The following is a 19344-nucleotide window of genomic DNA, read 5'->3' on the forward strand; positions in this document are numbered from 1 at the left end:
TGATAAACAGGTTATTAAATAGAATTTTTCTTGTTGTATTTATTGATGTAGGTATGGTATATTTGGATGGTATAGGAAGTTGTGCAACAAGCACACGGGTTTTGCAATAGTGGGGCGAAACTGCAAAATTTAACAGTTGTTCTTCGATTGAACTTTTGTGCAAAATTGAAGATTTGTGCTTCGATTGCCCCACCATCGCAAAGCCCCGGGCCGTTGGGACAACTTTGACACAAGAAACAACTTATGAAAACATTTGAATTTCCAATACTAAAGACTCAAAGATTTTTGTTAAGACAATTTGTTGAAAGCGACTTGGAGAATGTTTATAAAGGTCTCTCAGATCCGGAAATTATAAAATATTATGGTGTCAGTTACAAAACACTTGAAGAAACAAAAGAACAAATGGAATTTTTTTCAAACTTAGAAAAAGAAGGGACAGGTATATGGTGGGCAGTTTGCTCTTTAGATCATAAAACGTTTTACGGTGCAGGCGGACTGAATTCTTTAAGTAAGGAACACAAAAAAGCAGAAATCGGATTTTGGCTTTTTAAAGAATTTTGGGGGCAAGGAATAATGACTGAAGTACTTCCTATTATTTGCAATTACGGATTTGAAAAATTAGCACTTCATAGAATTGAAGGGTTTGTAGAATCGGATAATTTAAATTGTAAAAATGCAATGAAAAAACTTGACTTTAAACACGAAGGAACGATGATTGATTGCGAAATTAAGAACGGTAAATTTATTAGCCTTGATATATTCGCAAAAATCCTCAACAATCTGAATGTAAAGTACCTTTAACCATGAATAGTTTAAAAATTGAAATTAAATGGGCAATCATATTTTCAGTGGTTGTATTACTTTGGATGGTATTAGAAAAACTATGTGGACTACATGGAAAGTATATTGACTATCATCTTTATTTGACTAATCTTTTTGCGATTCCTGCAATTGCGGTTATGGTAATGGCTTTGAAAGATAAAAAGAGAAGTTTTTATAACCAGCAAATCAACTATAAACAAGGATTAATTTCTGGAATTATTTTATCAGTTTTTATTGCTTTATTAAGTCCATTAACACAATGGATAACATCTTTTATAATCACGCCTGAATATTTTCCAAATGTGATCAAACGTTCTGTAGAGCTAGGTTATTACAAGACAACAGTAGAAGCACAAACCAATTTTAATTACCAAAATTATGCAGTACAAGGCGTAATAGGAGCTTTAGTTATGGGTATAATAACCACAGTAATTGCCATGATTTTTTTACGGACAAAATAAATTAAATAATTACTTAAAGCCCTAACTCGCACTTATTCAAAAAGGAAATAATCATGTTATCCTCAATAAATACCTATAAAAAAATCTCCTACTCCCAACAAACTAACCACCCAACAACACCTAACAACCCAACAACCTAACCACCTAACAAACTAACAACCTAACCACCCAACAAACTAATAATCCTCTCCAGTTCATCTTCGCTAAATACGATATGGTTTAATGCTTTTAGAGAATCTTCTAACTGTTCGGGTTTGCTTGCACCTACCAGAACGGAGGTAATACGCTCGTCTTTTAACAACCAAGCAATTGCCATTTGTGCTAAACTTTGGTTTCTGCTGATTGCTATCTCATGTAAAGCTTTAATTTGGTTTAATCTTTCCTCTGTGATGTGCTCGGCTTTTAAAAAACCATGAGATTTTGCAGCTCTGGAATCCTGCGGAATACCTTTTAAATATTTATCGGTTAATAAACCTTGTGCCAAGGGCGAGAAAGGAATACAGCCAACACCCTCTTTGCCTAATAAATCTAATAAGCCATGCTCAACCCAACGTTCAAACATAGAATATTTAGGTTGGTGGATGATACATGGTGTGCCCAAATCTTTTAAAATTTGTATGGCTTTGGCACATTCCTCAGGTTTGTAATTAGAAAGACCAACGTATAAAGCTTTTCCTTGTCGCACTATTAAATCTAAAGCGCTCATGGTTTCTTCAAGAGGCGTCTCTGGATCTGGGCGGTGATGATAAAAGATATCCACATAGTCTAATTGCATACGCTTTAAACTTTGGTCTAAACTAGAAACCAGATATTTTTTAGAACCCCAATCGCCGTAGGGGCCATCCCACATGGTATATCCCGCTTTAGAAGAAATAATCATTTCATCGCGGTAGCCACTAAAATCTTTTTTTAAGATATGACCAAAATTTTCTTCAGCAGAGCCCGGAGGCGGGCCATAGTTGTTAGCCAAATCAAAGTGGGTAATGCCATTATCAAAAGCAGTTTTAATGATATTTCTGCAGTTCTCAAGAGTATCTACACCACCGAAGTTATGCCACAAGCCTAAGGATAATGCTGATAATTTAATGCCGCTTTTGCCACATCTGCGGTAAATCATTTTGGTGTATCTGCTTTTTTGAGGAATATAATGCATGTTTTAAGATTTAAAATGCCAAAATAATAATTAATTATAGCTTTAAGGATCTAAAAAAATAAATGACCGGCAGCATCATAATTTCATCATAATTTCTTACAGATTTGTGTTTTTAGCTGCTAACATTAACTTTGCATCTCAATCACAAATAAAATAATGACAGAAGAATTAGAACACGTAAAGTGCTTAATTATAGGATCTGGTCCGGCAGGCTACACTGCTGCTATTTATGCCGCCAGAGCAGATTTAAAACCTGTGATGATAACAGGTATGCAAATGGGTGGGCAACTAACGCAAACCACTGATGTTGAAAATTTCCCAGGTTATCCTGGAGGTGTGATGGGGCCAGAAATGATGGAAGATTTTAGAAAACAGGCAGAGCGTTTTGGTACTGATATCCGTTTTGGTTACGTATCATCAGTAGATTTTACAGGTCCGGTACATAAAGTTGTGGTAGATGATACTAAAACGATATTAGCAGATACGGTAATTGTTTCTACAGGAGCATCGGCTAAATGGTTAGGTTTAGAATCTGAGCAAAAATATAACGGTTTTGGTGTTTCTGCTTGTGCCGTTTGTGATGGTTTTTTCTTTAAAAACCAAGATGTTGCCATTGTAGGGGCAGGAGATACCGCAGCAGAGGAGGCTACTTATCTGGCTAAATTATGTAATAAGGTTTATATGATTGTACGTCGTGATGAGTTTAGAGCCTCAAAAGCCATGGAAAAACGCGTATTAAATACCGCGAATATTGAGATTCTATATAACTCAGAAACCCAAGAGATTTTAGGCGATGGTAAAAATGTTACGGGCGTTAGGGTTATCAATAACAAAACACAAGAAACTAAGGATTTAAATGTAACAGGTTTCTTTGTAGCTATTGGTCATAAACCTAATACAGATATTTTTAAAGGTTGGATAGACATGGATGAAACAGGCTATATCATTACCAAACCGGATAGTACAGCTACAAATATTCCTGGAGTTTTTGTTTCTGGAGATGCACAGGATAAAATATATCGTCAGGCAGTAACGGCAGCAGGTTCTGGTTGTATGGCTGCTTTAGAAGCCGAGCGCTACTTGGCTGCTCTAGAAGATTCAGAGTGATAAAACAAAAAATATTAAAACATAAAAAAAAGCGAGCTTTAAAAACTCGCTTTTTTTTATTTAAATTTTTTTTTAAAAGGCAAAACCTACAGAGAAAGATAAAACACGGTTGTTTTTCTCTACATTAGTTGCGCTGGTACTACCCGGACGTAAGTTAGTTAAACCTAAACCATAACCTGCACCAATGTTAAATCCTGATGAAAATTGATAACCTGTTAAGAAATTGAAACCAAAATCCAGAGGTTTAATATCATCTCCAGAGTCATTTCCAATATTCATATCTGTTTCACCTTCATAATCAATACCAAAAAAAGAACCTTCGCCTTTATATTGGCCTGCTACGTTAAAGCCAGCGTAAGGGCCAGCACCTAAAAAGAATTTACCTGGTCCGGCTGGTACATTTAAAACAAAGTTTACTGGTACCTCAACAGCCAAAACATTTTCTGTTAGTTCATTATTCCCGCTAGTATACTTGGCACCTTTACCTTGTAAAGAAATACCAGGTTGTACAGAGAACATCCCTGATAAAGGAACATCAGCATAACCAGTTACATGGAAGTTTACAGCACTTTCTGTATCGTTAGAAGTGTTGGCATCATCATCAGTAAACTGATACTTTGGTAAGTTAACCCCGGCTTTTAAACCAAATTTGGTTGCTCCTACAGAAGATGTTGTACTTGTTTGTGCATATACAGTGCTTCCGAAAATGAAAGCTGCTGCTACAAAAAAAACTTTTTTCATAATTATATTATTTAAATTAAATAAGTTCAAAGCCATTTGTTCAATATCAGGTCCAATTGGCATGATGTATCTCATTTTTACATTATATCGCTGAAAATGAGCCTGATTTTTGCTGTAAGGCTTATCATCAGCTTTATTTGATTTGTAGCTTATAAAATACATTTCCGTCACTTTTATGTTACAATTTGTCGACTAAAGTGTAATCTATTTTTAATTTTGTTTTATGCAAGAGACCAGGAATATCAGCCTAAGCGAAGAAGAAAAAAATAAATTAATAGGGGAGAAACATCAAAAACAGCTGTTTTTATTCCTGAAAAATCAGGAAACTTTACTACACGATTTAATTTTTAGTTATCATTACCATAAAAAAGAAAGGGTGTATGATTTAGTTTTACAAGAAAATCAAATCTATTATCAAACTGCTGAGAGCGGATATTTCATCGTTTATTACCAAATAGGTTTTTTTAATGCTTGTGCAGATTTGGATTACCATGCACCTGAAAAAATGAAAATTGATTTTAATTTTAGCCATCAAAGCTTACAACTAAAAGGCGAGTATATACCAGAAAGAGAACCAGATGAAATCTAATATGATAATTATGAGAAACTACCTATTTTACACATTAGCACTATTAATAAGCTTATTATCCTCTTGCGGAGGATCTGGCTGTGTAACAGGTTCTGGAGAACAAATTGTAGAACAAAGAAGTATCGGCAATTTTTCGAAATTAAATATATCAGGCGATTTTAAGGTTTTGATTTTTCAATCAGACTCTAGCACCATGAGCATCATGGCAGATGATAATGTTATCCCTCATGTAAAGCAAAAAATATCTGGTGATGAACTCACGATAAAACTTGATCAAAATATGTGTGATGGTGGGCCCATTGCTATAAGTTTATCTTCTAAAACTTGGAATGCTATTACAGCATCCGGAGCGGTAGAAATCATAGGAGAAAGTAAAATTACGACTCAGGATTTTGAGCTGAATTTAAGTGGAGCAACTGATATAGCTTTGGTTTTAGAAGCAGCAAGATTAAACACCAAAACATCCGGAGCAGCAGAAATCAGCTTAAGAGGTCAAAGCAGACAACATTTTGTAGAAAGTAGTGGCTCAAGTACCATTAAGGCATTTGATTTTGTAGTAAGCGATTATAAAATAGAAAGTAGCGGAGCTAGTGATGCACAAATAAATGTTTTAAATAATTTGGAAGTAAAAACATCAGGACAAAGCAATATCGTTTATAAAGGAAATCCTAAAACTATAAAACGAGATGAAAGCGGCATATCAAGTATAACTCAGGCTAATTAACTTTAAAAATTGTGATCATTAAAATGCTGAAATATTTCTATAATTTTAAGCCCAATGTTTAAAGACAATCAAAAAACCATTCGGTCATGGGCCATGTTCGATTGGGCAAACTCCTCTTATAACTTGGTGATTACATCCACCATTTTTCCTGCTTATTATACAGCTATAACCACTACAAAAACAGCTTTTGGCACAACAGATAAGGTCTCTTTCTTTGGCTTAGAATTCGTAAACACAGCATTGTCTAATTATGCTTTAGCAGTTGCTTACTTGGTTATTGCTGTCATTACGCCTTTTTTAAGTGCCACAGCAGATTATCGTGGTAATAAAAAAATATTTCTGAGATTATTTACCTGGTTAGGTGCTTTATCTTGTGCGGGTTTATATTTTTTTAAATCAGATACTTTAGAACTTGGGGTTGTTTTATTTGCGCTAGCGGCTATAGGTTATTGTGGGGGTATTGTATTTATAAACTCTTATTTACCCGAAATAGCAAGTAAAGAGAACCAAGATGCCGTTAGTGCAAAAGGCTTTGCTTACGGTTATGTAGGGAGTGTTATTTTACAAATTATTTGTTTTGTTTTTGTGTTGATGCCTGATCTTTTTGGCATTAAGGATGCAACATTTCCGGCTCGTTTATCTTTTCTATTGGTTGGTATCTGGTGGATAAGTTTTGCGCATATATCTTTTAGGGTTTTGCCAAAAGGTAGCCCAAATTATAATAAGGTAGATAAAGCAAAAATTAGTAGTGGTTTTCAGGAATTATTAAAAGTTTGGAAACAGGTAAGTCAAATGGCGGTTTTAAAACGATTTTTGATGGCTTTCTTTTTTTACGCTATGGGTGTACAAACCATTATGCTGGTTGCTGCAAATTTTGGCGAAAAAGTCTTACAACTGGGTACAGAAAAGCTCATCATCACCATTTTAATTATTCAATTGGTAGCTATTTTAGGGGCTATTTTAATGTCTAAGCTCTCTAAACGTTTTGGTAATATACAGGTACTTATTTTTGTGGTAAGTATTTGGATATTGGTTTGTATTGCCGCTTATCATATTACCAACCAAACAGAATTTTTTGTTTTAGCAGCTGTTGTGGGCTTGTTTATGGGTGGTATTCAATCTTTATCACGTTCAACATTTTCTAAATTTGTACCAGAAAACACGCCAGATACCGCTTCTTTTTTTAGTTTTTATGATGTAACCGAGAAGATAGCTATTGTAGCAGGTTTGTTTAGTTTTGGTATGATAGAAGAACTTACAGGCAGTATGCGAAACTCTACATTAGCTTTAGCATCTTTTTTTACCATAGGCTTAATGGTACTTTTTACGGTTCTAAACTCAGAAAAGAAACAAAAAACTATTGCTGGTATTTAAGCATTTTAAAATTGCCTAACGCTTTTTAACTTATATCCTTTACTTTTGAGCCTTTAACGCCCATACATGAACGTAGAACTCTTTATACCTTGCTTTATTGATCAGCTTTATGCAGAAACTGCCCACAATACCGTAAAACTTTTAGAAAAGGCGGGCTGTAAGGTAATTTATAATCCAGAGCAAACTTGCTGTGGGCAGCCGGCTTATAATGCTGGCTTTTGGGATGAAGCTAAGGAAGTAGGGAGTAAATTTCTAAACGATTTTTCTGAACAAAATTATATCGTTTCTCCGTCTGCTTCTTGTACTGGGATGGTAAAAAACGCCTACAACAATTTATTTTTTAATACGGCAATTCATAATAAATGTAGGACTATACAAAGCCATATTTTCGAGCTGTCAGACTTTTTAATCAACATAGCAAAGAAAGACTATTTTGGTGCCGAGCTAGAAGCAAAAGTTGTTTATCACGACTCTTGCAGCGCCTTAAGAGAATGTAAAATTAAAGAAGAACCACGTTTATTATTAGCCAAAGTACATGGTTTAGAACTGGTTGAAATGAAAGATAATGAAACTTGCTGCGGCTTTGGTGGTACTTTTTCTGTTAAATTTCCTGATATTTCATCAGCTATGGCAGAGCAAAAGGTACTCAATGCTTTAGATACTGGGGCAGAGTATATCGTTTCTACAGATGCTTCTTGCCTTTTACAATTACAAGCTTATATAGATGCACATCAATTACCTATTAAAACCATGCATTTAGCAGATGTTTTAACTACTGGTTGGATGGAAGATGCTTCTTTATAATATCATGTAAACCTAAAAACCTTATTGCAAGGATATTTAACATGAATTTTATGTTAATGTCAGGCAAATTTTTAAGGTTAGAAAACATATCCATTCTTGAAGTTTAAAATATATTTTGACTTTCAATAAATATTTACTTGCTTAGAGTTAAAATCTGCTTATTGAAATGCCTGTGAATTTGGATATAAATTATACGCTACAAAAAAATAATAATAACATGATGAACTTGCATATATACCATTGTTTTATGTTGTATTTGTGCGAGTTTATGGGATATATATACTATTAGTGGTCAGACTACCCGACAAGATTCAAAACATTAAATTAGTTCTAACACTTACAGCATCTTAAAAAACTCAAATGAAATTAAACGTACCAGCAGACCAAGCTGTAAAAATTCTTGAAGATAGAATATCTGAACTTGAGGTTTACGGATTTGATTCAAAAGTTTGGAAAGCTAGAACGGTTCTTGATTTGCGTGAAATATTTCCAATAGGCTCTATGCAATGGCTTGAAGTAAGTCATATAAGTTTTGAAACTTACATCGATTCTTCAAAAGCGACCGTTATGAGGGGAGGAAAACAAACAGCCAAAAAGCTACTAAGTTCTTTTATAGAATTTATTAAAGACTATTCCAAAGTTGCTGAAGTAAAAAAGGTCATCGTTGAAAAAAATTATGAACAACAATACTCCGAACTTCTGATCAAATGGAACTCATTAGTCCCAGAGTATAACAAACTTCTGGAGAATAATGAGAGTCAATTAGATATTAACAATGGTTATTTACAAGAAATCGAAATTAGAGATAAGGAAATCGATAGAATAAAAAAAGAGACTATTCAAATTGACAATGTTTCTTTTAAAAAGTTGTGTCAAGCATTTTTTAATTTACCAACCGGGCAATTGTATGGTTTTATTGCTTCAATATTAATAATTCTTGGCGGTGCTTTTACAATTGGAACAATGGTTGAAAAAACTAATTCTAATAATGAACTATTCGATCTCAGAAATTCCAAAAAACAGACCGAAGAGCAAAATGAAAAACTTAAGAATAAGTACGACAGCCTTATTAATATTTCAAAACTACAACTGATAGAACAAAAAGCCAGAACTGCTGAGAACTATGAATTTAAAAAGTAAAAAAACTATAGCAAGAGAAATAATAATCCTTGCTTGCATAATGATAACGATTCTTATTGTATATGGCGTACTAAAAATTGTAAATATTAATTTAGATAGTAATCGTAAAGTCTTAACCAATGAGAAGTTATTATATGAGAATAAGTTAGACAGCATTATTAATTTGCCTTGGAACTTAAAATGGAACAAAACTCAACCTGATATTGGACAGGTATATAATAAAAGTAATTTGCCAAACCCAGACCTTGAATATACCATGAGAAACTCCAATGACAGCATCACTATTATAAATCTTAGACATAAACTTGAACTTAACAAAGAATCAATTAGAAATATTTCAAATTTCGACACAAATGCAATACTCTTGAAATTATGCGGTATTCTTCTTTTTATTATTTACCCATTACGTGGTCTTATTTTACTCTTAATATGGTCTATAAAGATAATTAAAGAATAGTTATGAAGAAAAAAGCTCTTTCTAGCGCAAGTGTGTCGTGATAGGACAAAAGATATGGGATGACTTGTGCTTTAGATAAGAAGATTAAAACATGATAAAAAACATCATCGCAAGTCAGGGTTTGTACTAATTTAGATGTATAAAAAAACATACCAATAAATAAAATATCAAAAATATTGTTTCTAATTTTGGAAACTTTTACTATATTTAGAATTTCCAAAAAGATAATTTTGAATGAGATATTTTGAGACTAAATTTTTGGAGGAAGCGGATGAGTTTATTTCAGGACTTGATCTAAAGATTATAAAAAAAACTTTTATAATATTGATCTTGCTGAACAAACTAATGATCCAAAGCTTTTTAAGAAACTTCAAAACGACATTTGGGAGTTTCGGACAAAATATGCAGGATTTCAAATTAGACTTCTAGCGTTTTGGGATAAGTCAGACAATAAAGAAACCTTAGTTTTGGCAACTCACGGTTTTATAAAGAAAGTAGATAAAGTCCCTGCAAATGAAATTGACAGAGCGGTAAGACTTAGAGATAAGTATTTTATAAACAAAAGTAAAAAGTAATCTTATGGTAACTAAAGAATTAAAAACCTACTCGCTTGCCGAGATGAAAGATAAGTATATCGGTAAGGTTGGAACCCAAGAACGTGACCAATACGAATACGAACTCCGTATGGACGTTTTAGGCAAGATGATTAAAACTGCCAGACAAGAAAGAAACCTAACACAAGAAGAACTTGGGCGACTTGTTGGTGTGCAAAAAGCTCAAATCTCAAAACTTGAGAGCAGTGCTAACAGTGCAACAATTGATACTATTTTAAAAGTGTTTAAAGCATTAAAAGCTGAGATAAATTTCAATGTAAAAATTGAAGATAATTTTGTTAAACTAGCTTAAGACCATAAAACACCCAACCCAACTTAAATAAACCCTTTCTAGTGCAAGTCTTCCGTGATAGGGCAAAAGAGATGGGATGACTTGTGCTTTAGATAAGAAGATTAAAATATGATAAAAAACATCATCACAAATCAGGGTTTGCACTAATCAGCCTGCTAAGATTTGCGATAGTGTTGAGATGTAACACACTTCTTATAATGCTATTTAGATATTCATATAAAAAGAGACTTTACATGGCTTCCCCAAAAGTTAGTAAATTAAAATCAGGATCTAGCAAAGCAAACTCTTTTTGTTGCCATGGTTTTTTTTCCAAGTGTCCATTAGGATGTATTTCTACTCCATGATGGATGAAACTTTGATAAATTTTTTCAATAGCTTTTACCCTGATATAAACTTGTCCGTAATTGCTTTTAGGATCTAATTCTTTAAACTCAAAAAAATGTATTTCTACCTCGTCTTTAGCCAGAATCAAATAATCTCCATAATCTGCTAACATGGTAAAGCCAAGTTTATCTACATAATAATCTTGTGTAATGGCTTTATTACGCATCGGAAGTTTGGGGTTGATGGCTGTTAGCATATAGTGTATTTAAATAACTATTGTTGTCTTGCTCTTTGCATTGGGTTTACACCTGTAGAAGCACCTCTTGCCGGAGCTTTTTGTTGTTTAAACATCTCGAAACGGGTAGGGGTAAGCTGTCTTGGGAAACTGTTATTGCTTTCGTCAATATCTGCGGTTTCTTTATAAGGGTCTAACTTAACAGAAGCCATTTCTTTAGCTTTAGCAAATACTTTGGTTACTTTTTCTTCATTCTTTCTCCAAATATAAGCCGGGATATAATCTACTTCTTTGCTACCATCGGTATAAGTCCACTCGATAATGATAGGCATTACCAAACCACCTTTATTGCTAAATTCTAACTCGTAGAAATTGGTTTTGCTATCGTAAAGGGCTTTTTCTTGGGGGCTTAAAGCATCGTAGTAGTTTTTAAACTGTGCTTTTTTGTCTTTGGTAGCAGCAAATCTGTCCCATTTATTATAAAAATCGTTTAAAGAAGTATCAGCTTCCACAGCGAAGTTAATATTGGCCTCGCGGTTTCTTTTTCTGCTGATGCTATAAGCTTCTTCATCATAAAGTTTTCTATCGTAAGCGGCTTCAATTTCTGGGTTTTTAGTATCCATACGGTAATATTTAACAGCATCGAGCGAGATGTCTACCGCATCGGTTCCGTAAAACCAGCCTCTCCAAAACCAATCTAAATCTACCGCAGAAGCATCTTCCATGGTTCTAAAAAAATCTGCCGGAGTAGGGTGTTTAAAAGCCCATCTTTTAGCGTATTCTTTAAAAGCATAGTCAAACAGCTCGCGGCCCATAACGGTTTCTCTTAGAATATTAAGAGCGGTAGCGGGTTTGCCATAAGCGTTTGGCCCAAAATTGATGATGTTTTCTGAGTTGGTCATGATAGGCTCTAGCTCGTCTTTAGGTAAGCGCATATAATCTGCAATTAAATGTGCCGGACCTCTTTTTGATGGGTAGTTGTTATCCCATTCTTGCTCTGTTAAATACTGGCAAAAAGTGTTTAAACCTTCGTCCATCCAAGTCCATTGGCGTTCATCAGAATTTACTATCATGGGGAAGAAATTATGCCCAACTTCATGAATAATAACGCCTATCATCCCGTATTTAGTAGCTTCAGAATAAGTACCATCTTTTTCTGCTCTCCCGTAGTTGAAGCAAATCATAGGGTACTCCATACCGTTTGCAGCTTCTACAGAAATAGCAACTGGGTAAGGGTAAGGGATGGTGTGTTTAGAATAAACTTCTAATGTTTTAGCAATAACTTTGGTAGAGTATTTTCTGTAAAGCGGGTAAGCCTCTGGACCGTAATAAGACATCGCCATTGGGCTGTTACCTTCTACATTTACCTTCATCGCATCCCAAACCAATCTTCTAGAAGTTACAAAAGCAAAATCTCTTACATTGGTAGCTTTATATATCCAAGTCTTTTTTGCTGATGATTTTTTCTTCATCGCATTTTTAGCATCATTTAAAGTCACAATCTCTACAGGTTCTTTAGCTGTTTGTGCTTGTTTCCATCTGTTTAGCTGTGTGCTAGTTAAAACTTGAGCGTAGTTTTGACATTCGCCCGTAGCACCCACCACATGGTCTGCAGGTACGGTAATATTTACTTTATAATCGCCAAAAGCTAAAGCAAACTCACCCCGACCAGTAAATTGTTTGTTTTGCCAACCTTGAAAGTCTGAGTAAACAGCCATTCTAGGGAACCATTGTGCTATGGTGTACAGGTAATTATCATCTTCTTCAAAATATTCTAATCCACCACGGCCACCTTGTACCATTCTGTTCGGGATTTTGTAGTTCCAGCTTACTTTAAAAGTGTATTTACCGCCTGGGTTAAGGGTACTAGGTAAATCTATACGCATCATGGTGTGGTTAATGGTATATTTTAGATTTTTACCGCTAGCATCGGTAACTTTTAAAATGTTAACGCCATAACCATCCTCAACACCATTAATTCTTTTAAGTTGGTTATAGGTCATTTTCTCGCTCATTTTGCTGCCATCAAACTTTTGGTTTTCGCCGCCAGCTTTATGCTCGTTTTCATCCAATTGTAACCACAAATACGTTAATGGGTCTGGCGAGTTATTGGTATAAACTACTGTTTCAGAACCTCTTAATATTTGCTTGGTGTCATCAATTTCAACATCAATATCATAATCTGCTTTTTGTTGCCAATATTTTGGCCCCGGTGCACCAGAAGCAGAACGGTACATATTGGGGCTTCTTAATATGGTTTCTAACTGCTCAAATTTATTGCCGTGGTTAGCATTGGGGTTGTGCTGTAAAAATTGTGCTTGTGTATAGGCTATTGGTGCACTTAATAACAACAGGAAAGCTAAAATTTTCTTCATAAACTATTTTAAGGTATTCTTTCTATAGCCATGATGAGGGAAATCCCAAAAATGGCTGAGGAAATAAACAAGTTCCACTCTCTTTTTTGTACTCTTATCACATTTACCAGTAAAAAGGATAAGATAAGTATCGAAAATACGATAATTATTTGACCGAATTCTAACCCTATATTAAAAGCAAAGAGCTCTGCAACAACATTGTTGCTTTTACCCATCAAACTCTTCAAATAATTGGAAAAACCAAGGCCATGTATCAGTCCAAATATCAAAGCTAACCAATAAGAGCTGTTGATGTTTTTTTTGATGGTTTGTTTATTGATGATGTTTAAAATAGTTGTGATTAAAATGGTTACCGGAATTAAAAACTCAACCCATACCGTAGGAATTAGTATTTTGTTGAATATACTCAATGCTAGTGTAAGCGAATGTCCAATGGTAAATGCAGTAACTAGAATAAGGATTTTTTTCCAGTCTTTTATTAAATAAGTACCACAAAGTGCTGTTACAAATAAAATATGGTCATAGCCTTGCCAGTCTAAAATGTGTTGCCAGCCAAGTTCAAAAAATAAAGAAAAGTCTTGCATCTATAATTTTTCTTAATTTAGGATGTTAAATCAACTTTGAAGTTATTAATAATGCTGAAAATATTAAGTTTATTATTAGTGTTTTTTCATCCTTACTATGTAAGTGTTACAGATATAAGGCAAAATCCAGAAAGTAAAACCATACAAATAAGTACCAAAATTTTTTTTGACGATTTAGAAAAGGCTATAAAAGAGGAGAGTGGGCAAGACATAAACATCCTTAAGCCTGCTGATAAAGCAGAACTAGAAATATTATTAGCTACTTATCTACAAAAACACTTTTATATAGTAGCAAATGGTAAAACTATGCCAGCTAGTTTTTTAGGTTTTGAGATTGAAGGAGATGCAGCTTGGTGTTATCTGGAGACAGAAAAAGTTACTAAAATTAATAAATTGGAGGTTTTTAACGATGTCTTATTTAAACAACATGATGGTCAGGTAAATATTTTAAATGTTATAGCTGGCGATACTAGAACCAGTACAAAACTGGATAACCCAAAGAATAGGGCTTTCTTTAGCTTTAAGTAATAGCCTTATTGTGCAATATTTAAGATATATTTACAAAAAATAATAATACAGTCATTTGAAATTCGAAGAATTTAATTTCGTAAGCTTATTACAAGAAGGTTTAGATACCATGGGCTTTACCAAAGCAACCCCTATACAAGAACAAGCTATTCCTGTTATTTTAAACAATCAAGATTTAATAGCTTGTGCACAAACAGGTACAGGTAAAACGGCATCTTATTTATTGCCCGTTTTGCATAAAATCCAATTATTAGGAACCGATGATATCAATACCATCATATTAGCGCCAACCAGAGAGCTAGCTTTACAAATAGACCAGCAGATTATGGGCTTGGCTTATTTTACAGGTTGTACTTCTATTGCCGTTTATGGCGGTGGTGATGGTATTAATTACGAGCAGCAAAAAAGATCTTTAGCAGAAGGGGTAAACATTATTGTAGCTACTCCAGGGCGCTTAATAGCACATTTAACATCCGGAAAGATAGATTTCTCTAAGCTACAACATTTGGTTTTAGACGAAGCCGACCGTATGCTAGATATGGGTTTCTTTGATGATATTGTACGTATCATGAGTTATCTGCCGGCAGAACGTCAGAATATCATGTTTTCTGCCACCATGCCGCATAAAATCAGGATTTTAGCTAATAAAATCCTCCGTAACCCGGTAGAGGTTAATATCGCCATCTCTAAACCATCAGAGGGTATCAATCAGCAAGCATATATGGCTTTTGATGAGCAGAAAATACCTTTACTCAAAACCATTTTGGCCGATGCAGCCTATAGCAGCATTATCATTTTTGCATCCCGTAAGGAGATTGTTAAAAAACTGAATTCCGAGCTGAATAAAAAAGGAATAGCGGCAGAAGCTTTCCACTCAGACCTTGACCAAGAGCAGCGTGAAGATATCATGAGCAGGTTTAAAGGTAAAAAGCTAAGTGTTTTGGTTGGCACCGATGTTATTTCTAGAGGTATTGATGTTGAAGGTATCAGCTTAGTGGTTAATTACGATGTACCGCCAGATCCGGAAGATTATATCCACCGTATAGGGCGTACAGCTAGGGCAGAAACTACCGGAACGGCTATAACTTTTATTAATGATAAAGACCAGAATAAATTTAGCAGGATAGAAGCTTTAATGGGGCGTGAAGTTCCTAAAATAGCTTTGCCCGAGAGTTTAGGGGAAGCGCCTGTATATAAACCCAATACAGCTGGCGGAGCTAAAAGAAAAAGCAACTGGAAGAAAAAATTCAATAAAAACAAAAAGCCTCAGCAACAACAAGCTAAGCAGGCTTAGTATTCTGAAATCTTATCTTTAAAAATCCAAAATCAAATTTATCTTTGCAGGCTATGAGTATGACTGCTAAAGAAATCCGTCAGGCATTTTTAGATTTTTTTGCTTCTAAAGGCCACCAGATTGTTCCATCTGCACCTATTGTTGTTAAAAACGACCCCACATTGATGTTTACCAACGCTGGTATGAACCAGTTTAAGGATCTTTTTTTAGGGGAAGCACCTATAAAATATCCTCGTGTGGCCGATACGCAACGTTGTTTAAGGGTTTCTGGCAAGCATAACGATTTAGAGGAGGTAGGTATTGATACCTATCACCACACCATGTTTGAGATGCTGGGGAACTGGAGCTTTGGCGATTATTTCAAGAAAGAAGCCATAGAATGGAGCTGGGAATTACTTACCGATGTTTATAAGCTAGATAAAGAGCGTTTATACGTAACCATATTTGAAGGCGATGAGAAAGAAGGTTTAGCAAAAGACCAAGAGGCTTACGATTTATGGTTGCAATTTGTACCAAAAGAGCGCATCCTTACCGGAAATAAAAAAGATAATTTTTGGGAAATGGGAGAAACAGGTCCATGTGGCCCTTGTTCAGAAATCCATTTCGATAGTCGTTCTAACGAAGAAAGAGCGAAAGTAGATGGGGCTACTTTGGTAAATGCCGATGACCCTCAAGTTATAGAAATCTGGAATAATGTTTTTATGGAGTTTAACCGTTTAAAAGACGGATCTCTAAAAAAACTACCTGCTCAACACGTAGATACCGGAATGGGTTTCGAGCGTTTGGTGCGTGTCATACAAGGTAAAACTTCGAATTACGATTCTGATGTGTTTACACCGATGATTGATTTTATTTCAAAATCTGCGAGTGTAGCTTATAACGCTGATGCGCAGCCGGGTGATCAGGATTGGGGGCAAGCCGTTGCGATGCGTGTAATGGCAGACCATATCAGGGCTATTGCTTTTGCTATTGCAGATGGGCAGTTGCCTTCTAATAACAAAGCAGGCTATGTTATTCGTCGTATTTTAAGAAGAGCAATACGTTATGCTTATCAGTATTTAGGCTTTAAAGAGCCTTTTATGAACAAATTAGTGCCTTTATTAGCAGAGCAATTCAAAGGTGTTTTTGATGAATTGATAGCACAACAAGATTTTGTTCAAAAAGTGATCTTAGAAGAAGAAAATGCCTTTTTAAGAACTTTAGAAAACGGAATTATCCGTTTCGAAAAATACCTTCAGGAAAATAAAGGTACGGTTATGAATGGTCCTTTTGCTTTTGAGTTGTATGATACTTTTGGCTTCCCGATAGATTTAACTGAGCTGATGGCTAGAGAAAAGGGCTTAAGTGTAGATATGGAAGGCTTTGCTGTAGAACTTGAAAAACAAAAAACTCGTTCCAGAGCAGCAACAGCCATTGATACAGAAGATTGGATTATCGTTAGCGAAGGCGAAGAAGTAGAATTTTTAGGTTACGATGATTGGGAAGCTAAAGCTAAAATCTTGAAATATCGTAAAGTGAAAGCTAAAGGAAAAGAGCAATATCAGTTGGTATTAGACCGTACTCCTTTTTATGCAGAAAGTGGTGGTCAGGTAGGAGATAGTGGTATTTTAATTGGTGAAGGTGAAGAAGTTATCATTACCGATACCAAGAAAGAAAATGGCTTAATCATTCACTTTACCGATGCTTTGCCTCAAAACTTAGAGGCAGAGTTTGTAGCTAAAATAAACTCGCTAAGCAGAACTTTAACAGAAAATAACCATTCGGCAACTCACTTATTGCATGCTGCATTAAAAATGGTACTGGGCGATCATGTGAATCAAAAAGGTTCTTTGGTAAATGCAGATCAATTAAGATTTGATTTCTCTCATTTCTCTAAACTTACTGATGAAGAAATTCATCAAGTAGAAGCTATTGTTAACGAGAAGATTAGAGAAAACATCGCTTTAAAAGAAGAAAGAAATGTACCTTATCAAAAAGCTATAGAAAGTGGTGTGACGGCTTTATTTGGTGAGAAATATGGCGATTTTGTTCGTGTAATAACTTTTGATGACCATTACTCCAAAGAGCTTTGCGGTGGTACCCACGTAAAAGCAACTGGGCAAATCGGGTATTTTAAAATTATTTCTGAAAGTGCTGTTGCAGCAGGTGTGCGTAGGATAGAAGCCATCACGGCTATTGCAGCAGAGCAGTTTATACAAGAGCAAAATCAACTTTTAGCTAGTTTAAAGGAGTTGTTAAAAAATCCTAAAGACCTTGCTAAAAGCGTTGAAGCTTTGTTAGAAGAAAACAGCAAGCTTAAAAAGGAAGTAGAAAAATCTGTTTCTGAAAAAGCATCGGGCTTAAAAAATGCTTTAAAAGATAAAGCGCAAGAAATAAACGGCATTCAGTTTATTGCAGAATTGGTAGATCTGCCTCATGCTGATGCGGTAAAAAATTTAGCTTTCCAGCTGAGAGATGTGGTAGATAATTTATTCTTGGTTATAGGAGCTACTTTTGATGGTAAACCAAATTTAACCGTTATGCTTTCTGATAATTTAGTGAAAGATAAAGGTTTAAATGCCAGTACTATCGTAAGAGAGCTAGCCAAAGAAATACAAGGTGGCGGTGGCGGTCAGCCTTTTTATGCTACCGCAGGTGGTAAAAACCCTGATGGTCTAAAAAGCGCTTTAGACAAAGCAAAATTATTTTTATAGTTTTCATGACTACATGATATCAAAGCAGCGTTTTCCTAGAGAGCGCTGCTTTTTTTTATCTCTAGGTTGCACTTAGTGTTATCTCCCTAGGTCTCGCTTAGTGTTATCTCCCTAGGTTGCACCTAGTGTTATTGACTTTTAATCCCTTTGGGATTATAGCTTACAAGGAGCTTTTCTAGTTTGGTTACCTAAGCTGTAAATATTAGTTTATAAAAAATTTGCCACCTTAATTATTGTTATTAACTTAAACAAAAAATAAAAGCATTTCATTACCCAGTTTTCAGGCTAAGCCCAAAGGGCTTAAACTTGGTTAACCACAGGTTTTACCTGTGGGATAGAGCAACCACAGGTTTTACCTGTGAGCTAGAGCAAGCACAGATGTGCCGACTAGAGCACCCACAGTTTACACAGGCGAATGAAGTGCAACCTATAAAAACATCATGAGTACCTATACACAAATCATCTATCAAATCGTATTTAGTACTAAATACAGAGGACGTACCCTTACAAAGGATAATAGAAAAGAACTTTTTAAGTATATATGGGGGATTTTAGAAAATAAAAAATGTCATTTATATCGAATCAATGGAGTTGAAGACCACATCCACATTGTAACACATTTACATCCATCGGTTTCTTTAGCCTCTTTGGTCAAAGACATCAAAGTAGCTAGTTCTTTATACATCAAAGAGCAAAAATGGATCAAGCGTAAAAGTTGGGGAGAGACATTAAGCATATATTTTAGCTAGTCTAAAGAGGAAGAACTTGACATTTCTTACGCCTCTGAACTGCGAGCGGAAAGCTTTTATCTTGGCATTGAAAGATTCTGCAGATGCATTTGTGCTTCTATTATCAAAATAGTTCAATATGGTTTCATAATTGTTCTGAATGGTTCTAGCTATGGTATTGAAGGATTTATGACTTAGTTTTTCTATCTTATTATACCATATTGCCAATTTTTTGAAAGCTATTCTTCTGTCTTTTGAACGGCTCAATATAGAGGACAGCTCTTGGGAGATTTCATAGGCTTTCT

21 protein-coding genes are annotated in these 19344 nt (G+C 35.0%); 15 read left to right on the forward strand and 6 right to left on the reverse strand.

Translation table 11 applies throughout. The features are described from left to right. Positions 1-243 precede the first annotated feature (243 nt). On the forward strand, positions 244-801 hold the full coding sequence (locus H510_RS0111955) for a GNAT family N-acetyltransferase (protein ID WP_026904545.1): 558 nt from the start codon (positions 244-246) through the stop codon (positions 799-801). 2 nt (positions 802-803) lie between these two features. Beyond that, on the forward strand, positions 804-1283 hold the full coding sequence (locus H510_RS0111960) for a DUF4199 domain-containing protein (protein WP_026904546.1): 480 nt from the start codon (positions 804-806) through the stop codon (positions 1281-1283). A 160-nt stretch (positions 1284-1443) separates the two neighbouring features. On the opposite strand, the gene mgrA is transcribed toward H510_RS0111960, so the two are convergent. Further along, complete coding sequence (gene mgrA / locus H510_RS0111965; RefSeq protein ID WP_026904547.1) at positions 1444-2436, reverse strand: L-glyceraldehyde 3-phosphate reductase; 993 nt, start codon at positions 2434-2436, stop codon at positions 1444-1446. Between the two features lie 156 nt (positions 2437-2592). On the opposite strand from mgrA, the gene trxB reads away from it, so the two are divergent. After that, positions 2593-3543 (forward strand): thioredoxin-disulfide reductase, encoded by a 951-nt coding sequence (gene trxB / locus H510_RS0111970; protein ID WP_026904548.1) that lies wholly within the window; start codon positions 2593-2595, stop codon positions 3541-3543. A gap of 72 nt (positions 3544-3615) precedes the next feature. Here trxB and H510_RS0111975 read toward each other — a convergent pair whose 3' ends face one another. Then, positions 3616-4284, reverse strand: a complete 669-nt coding sequence (locus H510_RS0111975; protein ID WP_026904549.1) for a porin family protein — start codon at positions 4282-4284, stop codon at positions 3616-3618. A gap of 223 nt (positions 4285-4507) precedes the next feature. Here H510_RS0111975 and H510_RS18795 point away from each other — a divergent pair, with 223 nt between their 5' ends. The 8 genes from H510_RS18795 (at position 4508) to H510_RS0112015 (ending at position 10278) form a co-directional block, all read left to right on the forward strand. Then, entirely contained in the window at positions 4508-4873 is a 366-nt protein-coding gene (locus H510_RS18795) for a hypothetical protein (protein WP_036692717.1), read from the forward strand. Positions 4874-4883: 10 nt separating this feature from the next. Further along, complete coding sequence (locus H510_RS0111985) at positions 4884-5597, forward strand: head GIN domain-containing protein (protein ID WP_162143078.1); 714 nt, start codon at positions 4884-4886, stop codon at positions 5595-5597. A gap of 54 nt (positions 5598-5651) precedes the next feature. Beyond that, positions 5652-6971 (forward strand): MFS transporter, encoded by a 1320-nt coding sequence (locus H510_RS0111990; protein ID WP_026904551.1) that lies wholly within the window; start codon positions 5652-5654, stop codon positions 6969-6971. Positions 6972-7037: 66 nt separating this feature from the next. Continuing rightward, positions 7038-7775: a (Fe-S)-binding protein gene (locus tag H510_RS0111995; protein WP_026904552.1), complete on the forward strand. Its 738-nt coding sequence runs from the start codon at positions 7038-7040 to the stop codon at positions 7773-7775. A gap of 360 nt (positions 7776-8135) precedes the next feature. Further along, entirely contained in the window at positions 8136-8915 is a 780-nt protein-coding gene (locus H510_RS0112000; RefSeq protein ID WP_026904553.1) for a hypothetical protein, read from the forward strand. Continuing rightward, positions 8899-9372: a hypothetical protein gene (locus H510_RS0112005; protein ID WP_026904554.1), complete on the forward strand. Its 474-nt coding sequence runs from the start codon at positions 8899-8901 to the stop codon at positions 9370-9372. Before H510_RS0112000 ends, H510_RS0112005 begins: the two co-directional genes overlap by 17 nt. A gap of 323 nt (positions 9373-9695) precedes the next feature. Then, complete coding sequence (locus tag H510_RS20705; RefSeq protein WP_245584831.1) at positions 9696-9947, forward strand: type II toxin-antitoxin system RelE/ParE family toxin; 252 nt, start codon at positions 9696-9698, stop codon at positions 9945-9947. Positions 9948-9951: 4 nt separating this feature from the next. After that, a complete protein-coding gene (locus tag H510_RS0112015) occupies positions 9952-10278 on the forward strand; it encodes a helix-turn-helix domain-containing protein (RefSeq protein ID WP_026904556.1) in 327 nt (108 codons plus the stop codon). A 229-nt stretch (positions 10279-10507) separates the two neighbouring features. On the opposite strand, the gene H510_RS0112020 is transcribed toward H510_RS0112015, so the two are convergent. The 3 genes from H510_RS0112020 to H510_RS0112030 are packed head-to-tail and all read right to left on the reverse strand — an operon-like array spanning position 10508 to position 13796. Continuing rightward, on the reverse strand, positions 10508-10858 hold the full coding sequence (locus H510_RS0112020) for a bleomycin resistance protein (RefSeq protein ID WP_026904557.1): 351 nt from the start codon (positions 10856-10858) through the stop codon (positions 10508-10510). 17 nt (positions 10859-10875) lie between these two features. After that, positions 10876-13212, reverse strand: coding sequence for a M1 family metallopeptidase (locus H510_RS0112025; RefSeq protein WP_026904558.1), 2337 nt, complete (start codon positions 13210-13212; stop codon positions 10876-10878). 8 nt (positions 13213-13220) lie between these two features. Then, positions 13221-13796, reverse strand: a complete 576-nt coding sequence (locus H510_RS0112030) for a HupE/UreJ family protein (protein ID WP_026904559.1) — start codon at positions 13794-13796, stop codon at positions 13221-13223. A gap of 51 nt (positions 13797-13847) precedes the next feature. Here H510_RS0112030 and H510_RS0112035 point away from each other — a divergent pair, with 51 nt between their 5' ends. The 4 genes from H510_RS0112035 (at position 13848) to tnpA (ending at position 19060) form a co-directional block, all read left to right on the forward strand. Then, positions 13848-14324, forward strand: a complete 477-nt coding sequence (locus tag H510_RS0112035; RefSeq protein ID WP_036692720.1) for a DUF6702 family protein — start codon at positions 13848-13850, stop codon at positions 14322-14324. Positions 14325-14379: 55 nt separating this feature from the next. Further along, positions 14380-15618, forward strand: coding sequence for a DEAD/DEAH box helicase (locus H510_RS0112040; RefSeq protein WP_026904561.1), 1239 nt, complete (start codon positions 14380-14382; stop codon positions 15616-15618). A 59-nt stretch (positions 15619-15677) separates the two neighbouring features. Next, positions 15678-18311, forward strand: coding sequence for an alanine--tRNA ligase (gene alaS, locus H510_RS0112045; protein WP_026904562.1), 2634 nt, complete (start codon positions 15678-15680; stop codon positions 18309-18311). A 440-nt stretch (positions 18312-18751) separates the two neighbouring features. Then, positions 18752-19060, forward strand: coding sequence for an IS200/IS605 family transposase (gene tnpA, locus H510_RS18800; protein ID WP_051291188.1), 309 nt, complete (start codon positions 18752-18754; stop codon positions 19058-19060). On the opposite strand, the gene H510_RS0112055 is transcribed toward tnpA, so the two are convergent. Next, positions 19040-19344 (reverse strand): transposase (locus H510_RS0112055; protein ID WP_026904563.1); only part of this gene is annotated, 305 nt, incomplete at its 5' end. The two genes, tnpA and H510_RS0112055, sit on opposite strands and share 21 nt — an antisense overlap.

Source organism: Pedobacter glucosidilyticus DSM 23534, from assembly GCF_000425145.1.
In the GTDB taxonomy this organism is placed as follows: domain Bacteria; phylum Bacteroidota; class Bacteroidia; order Sphingobacteriales; family Sphingobacteriaceae; genus Pseudopedobacter; species Pseudopedobacter glucosidilyticus.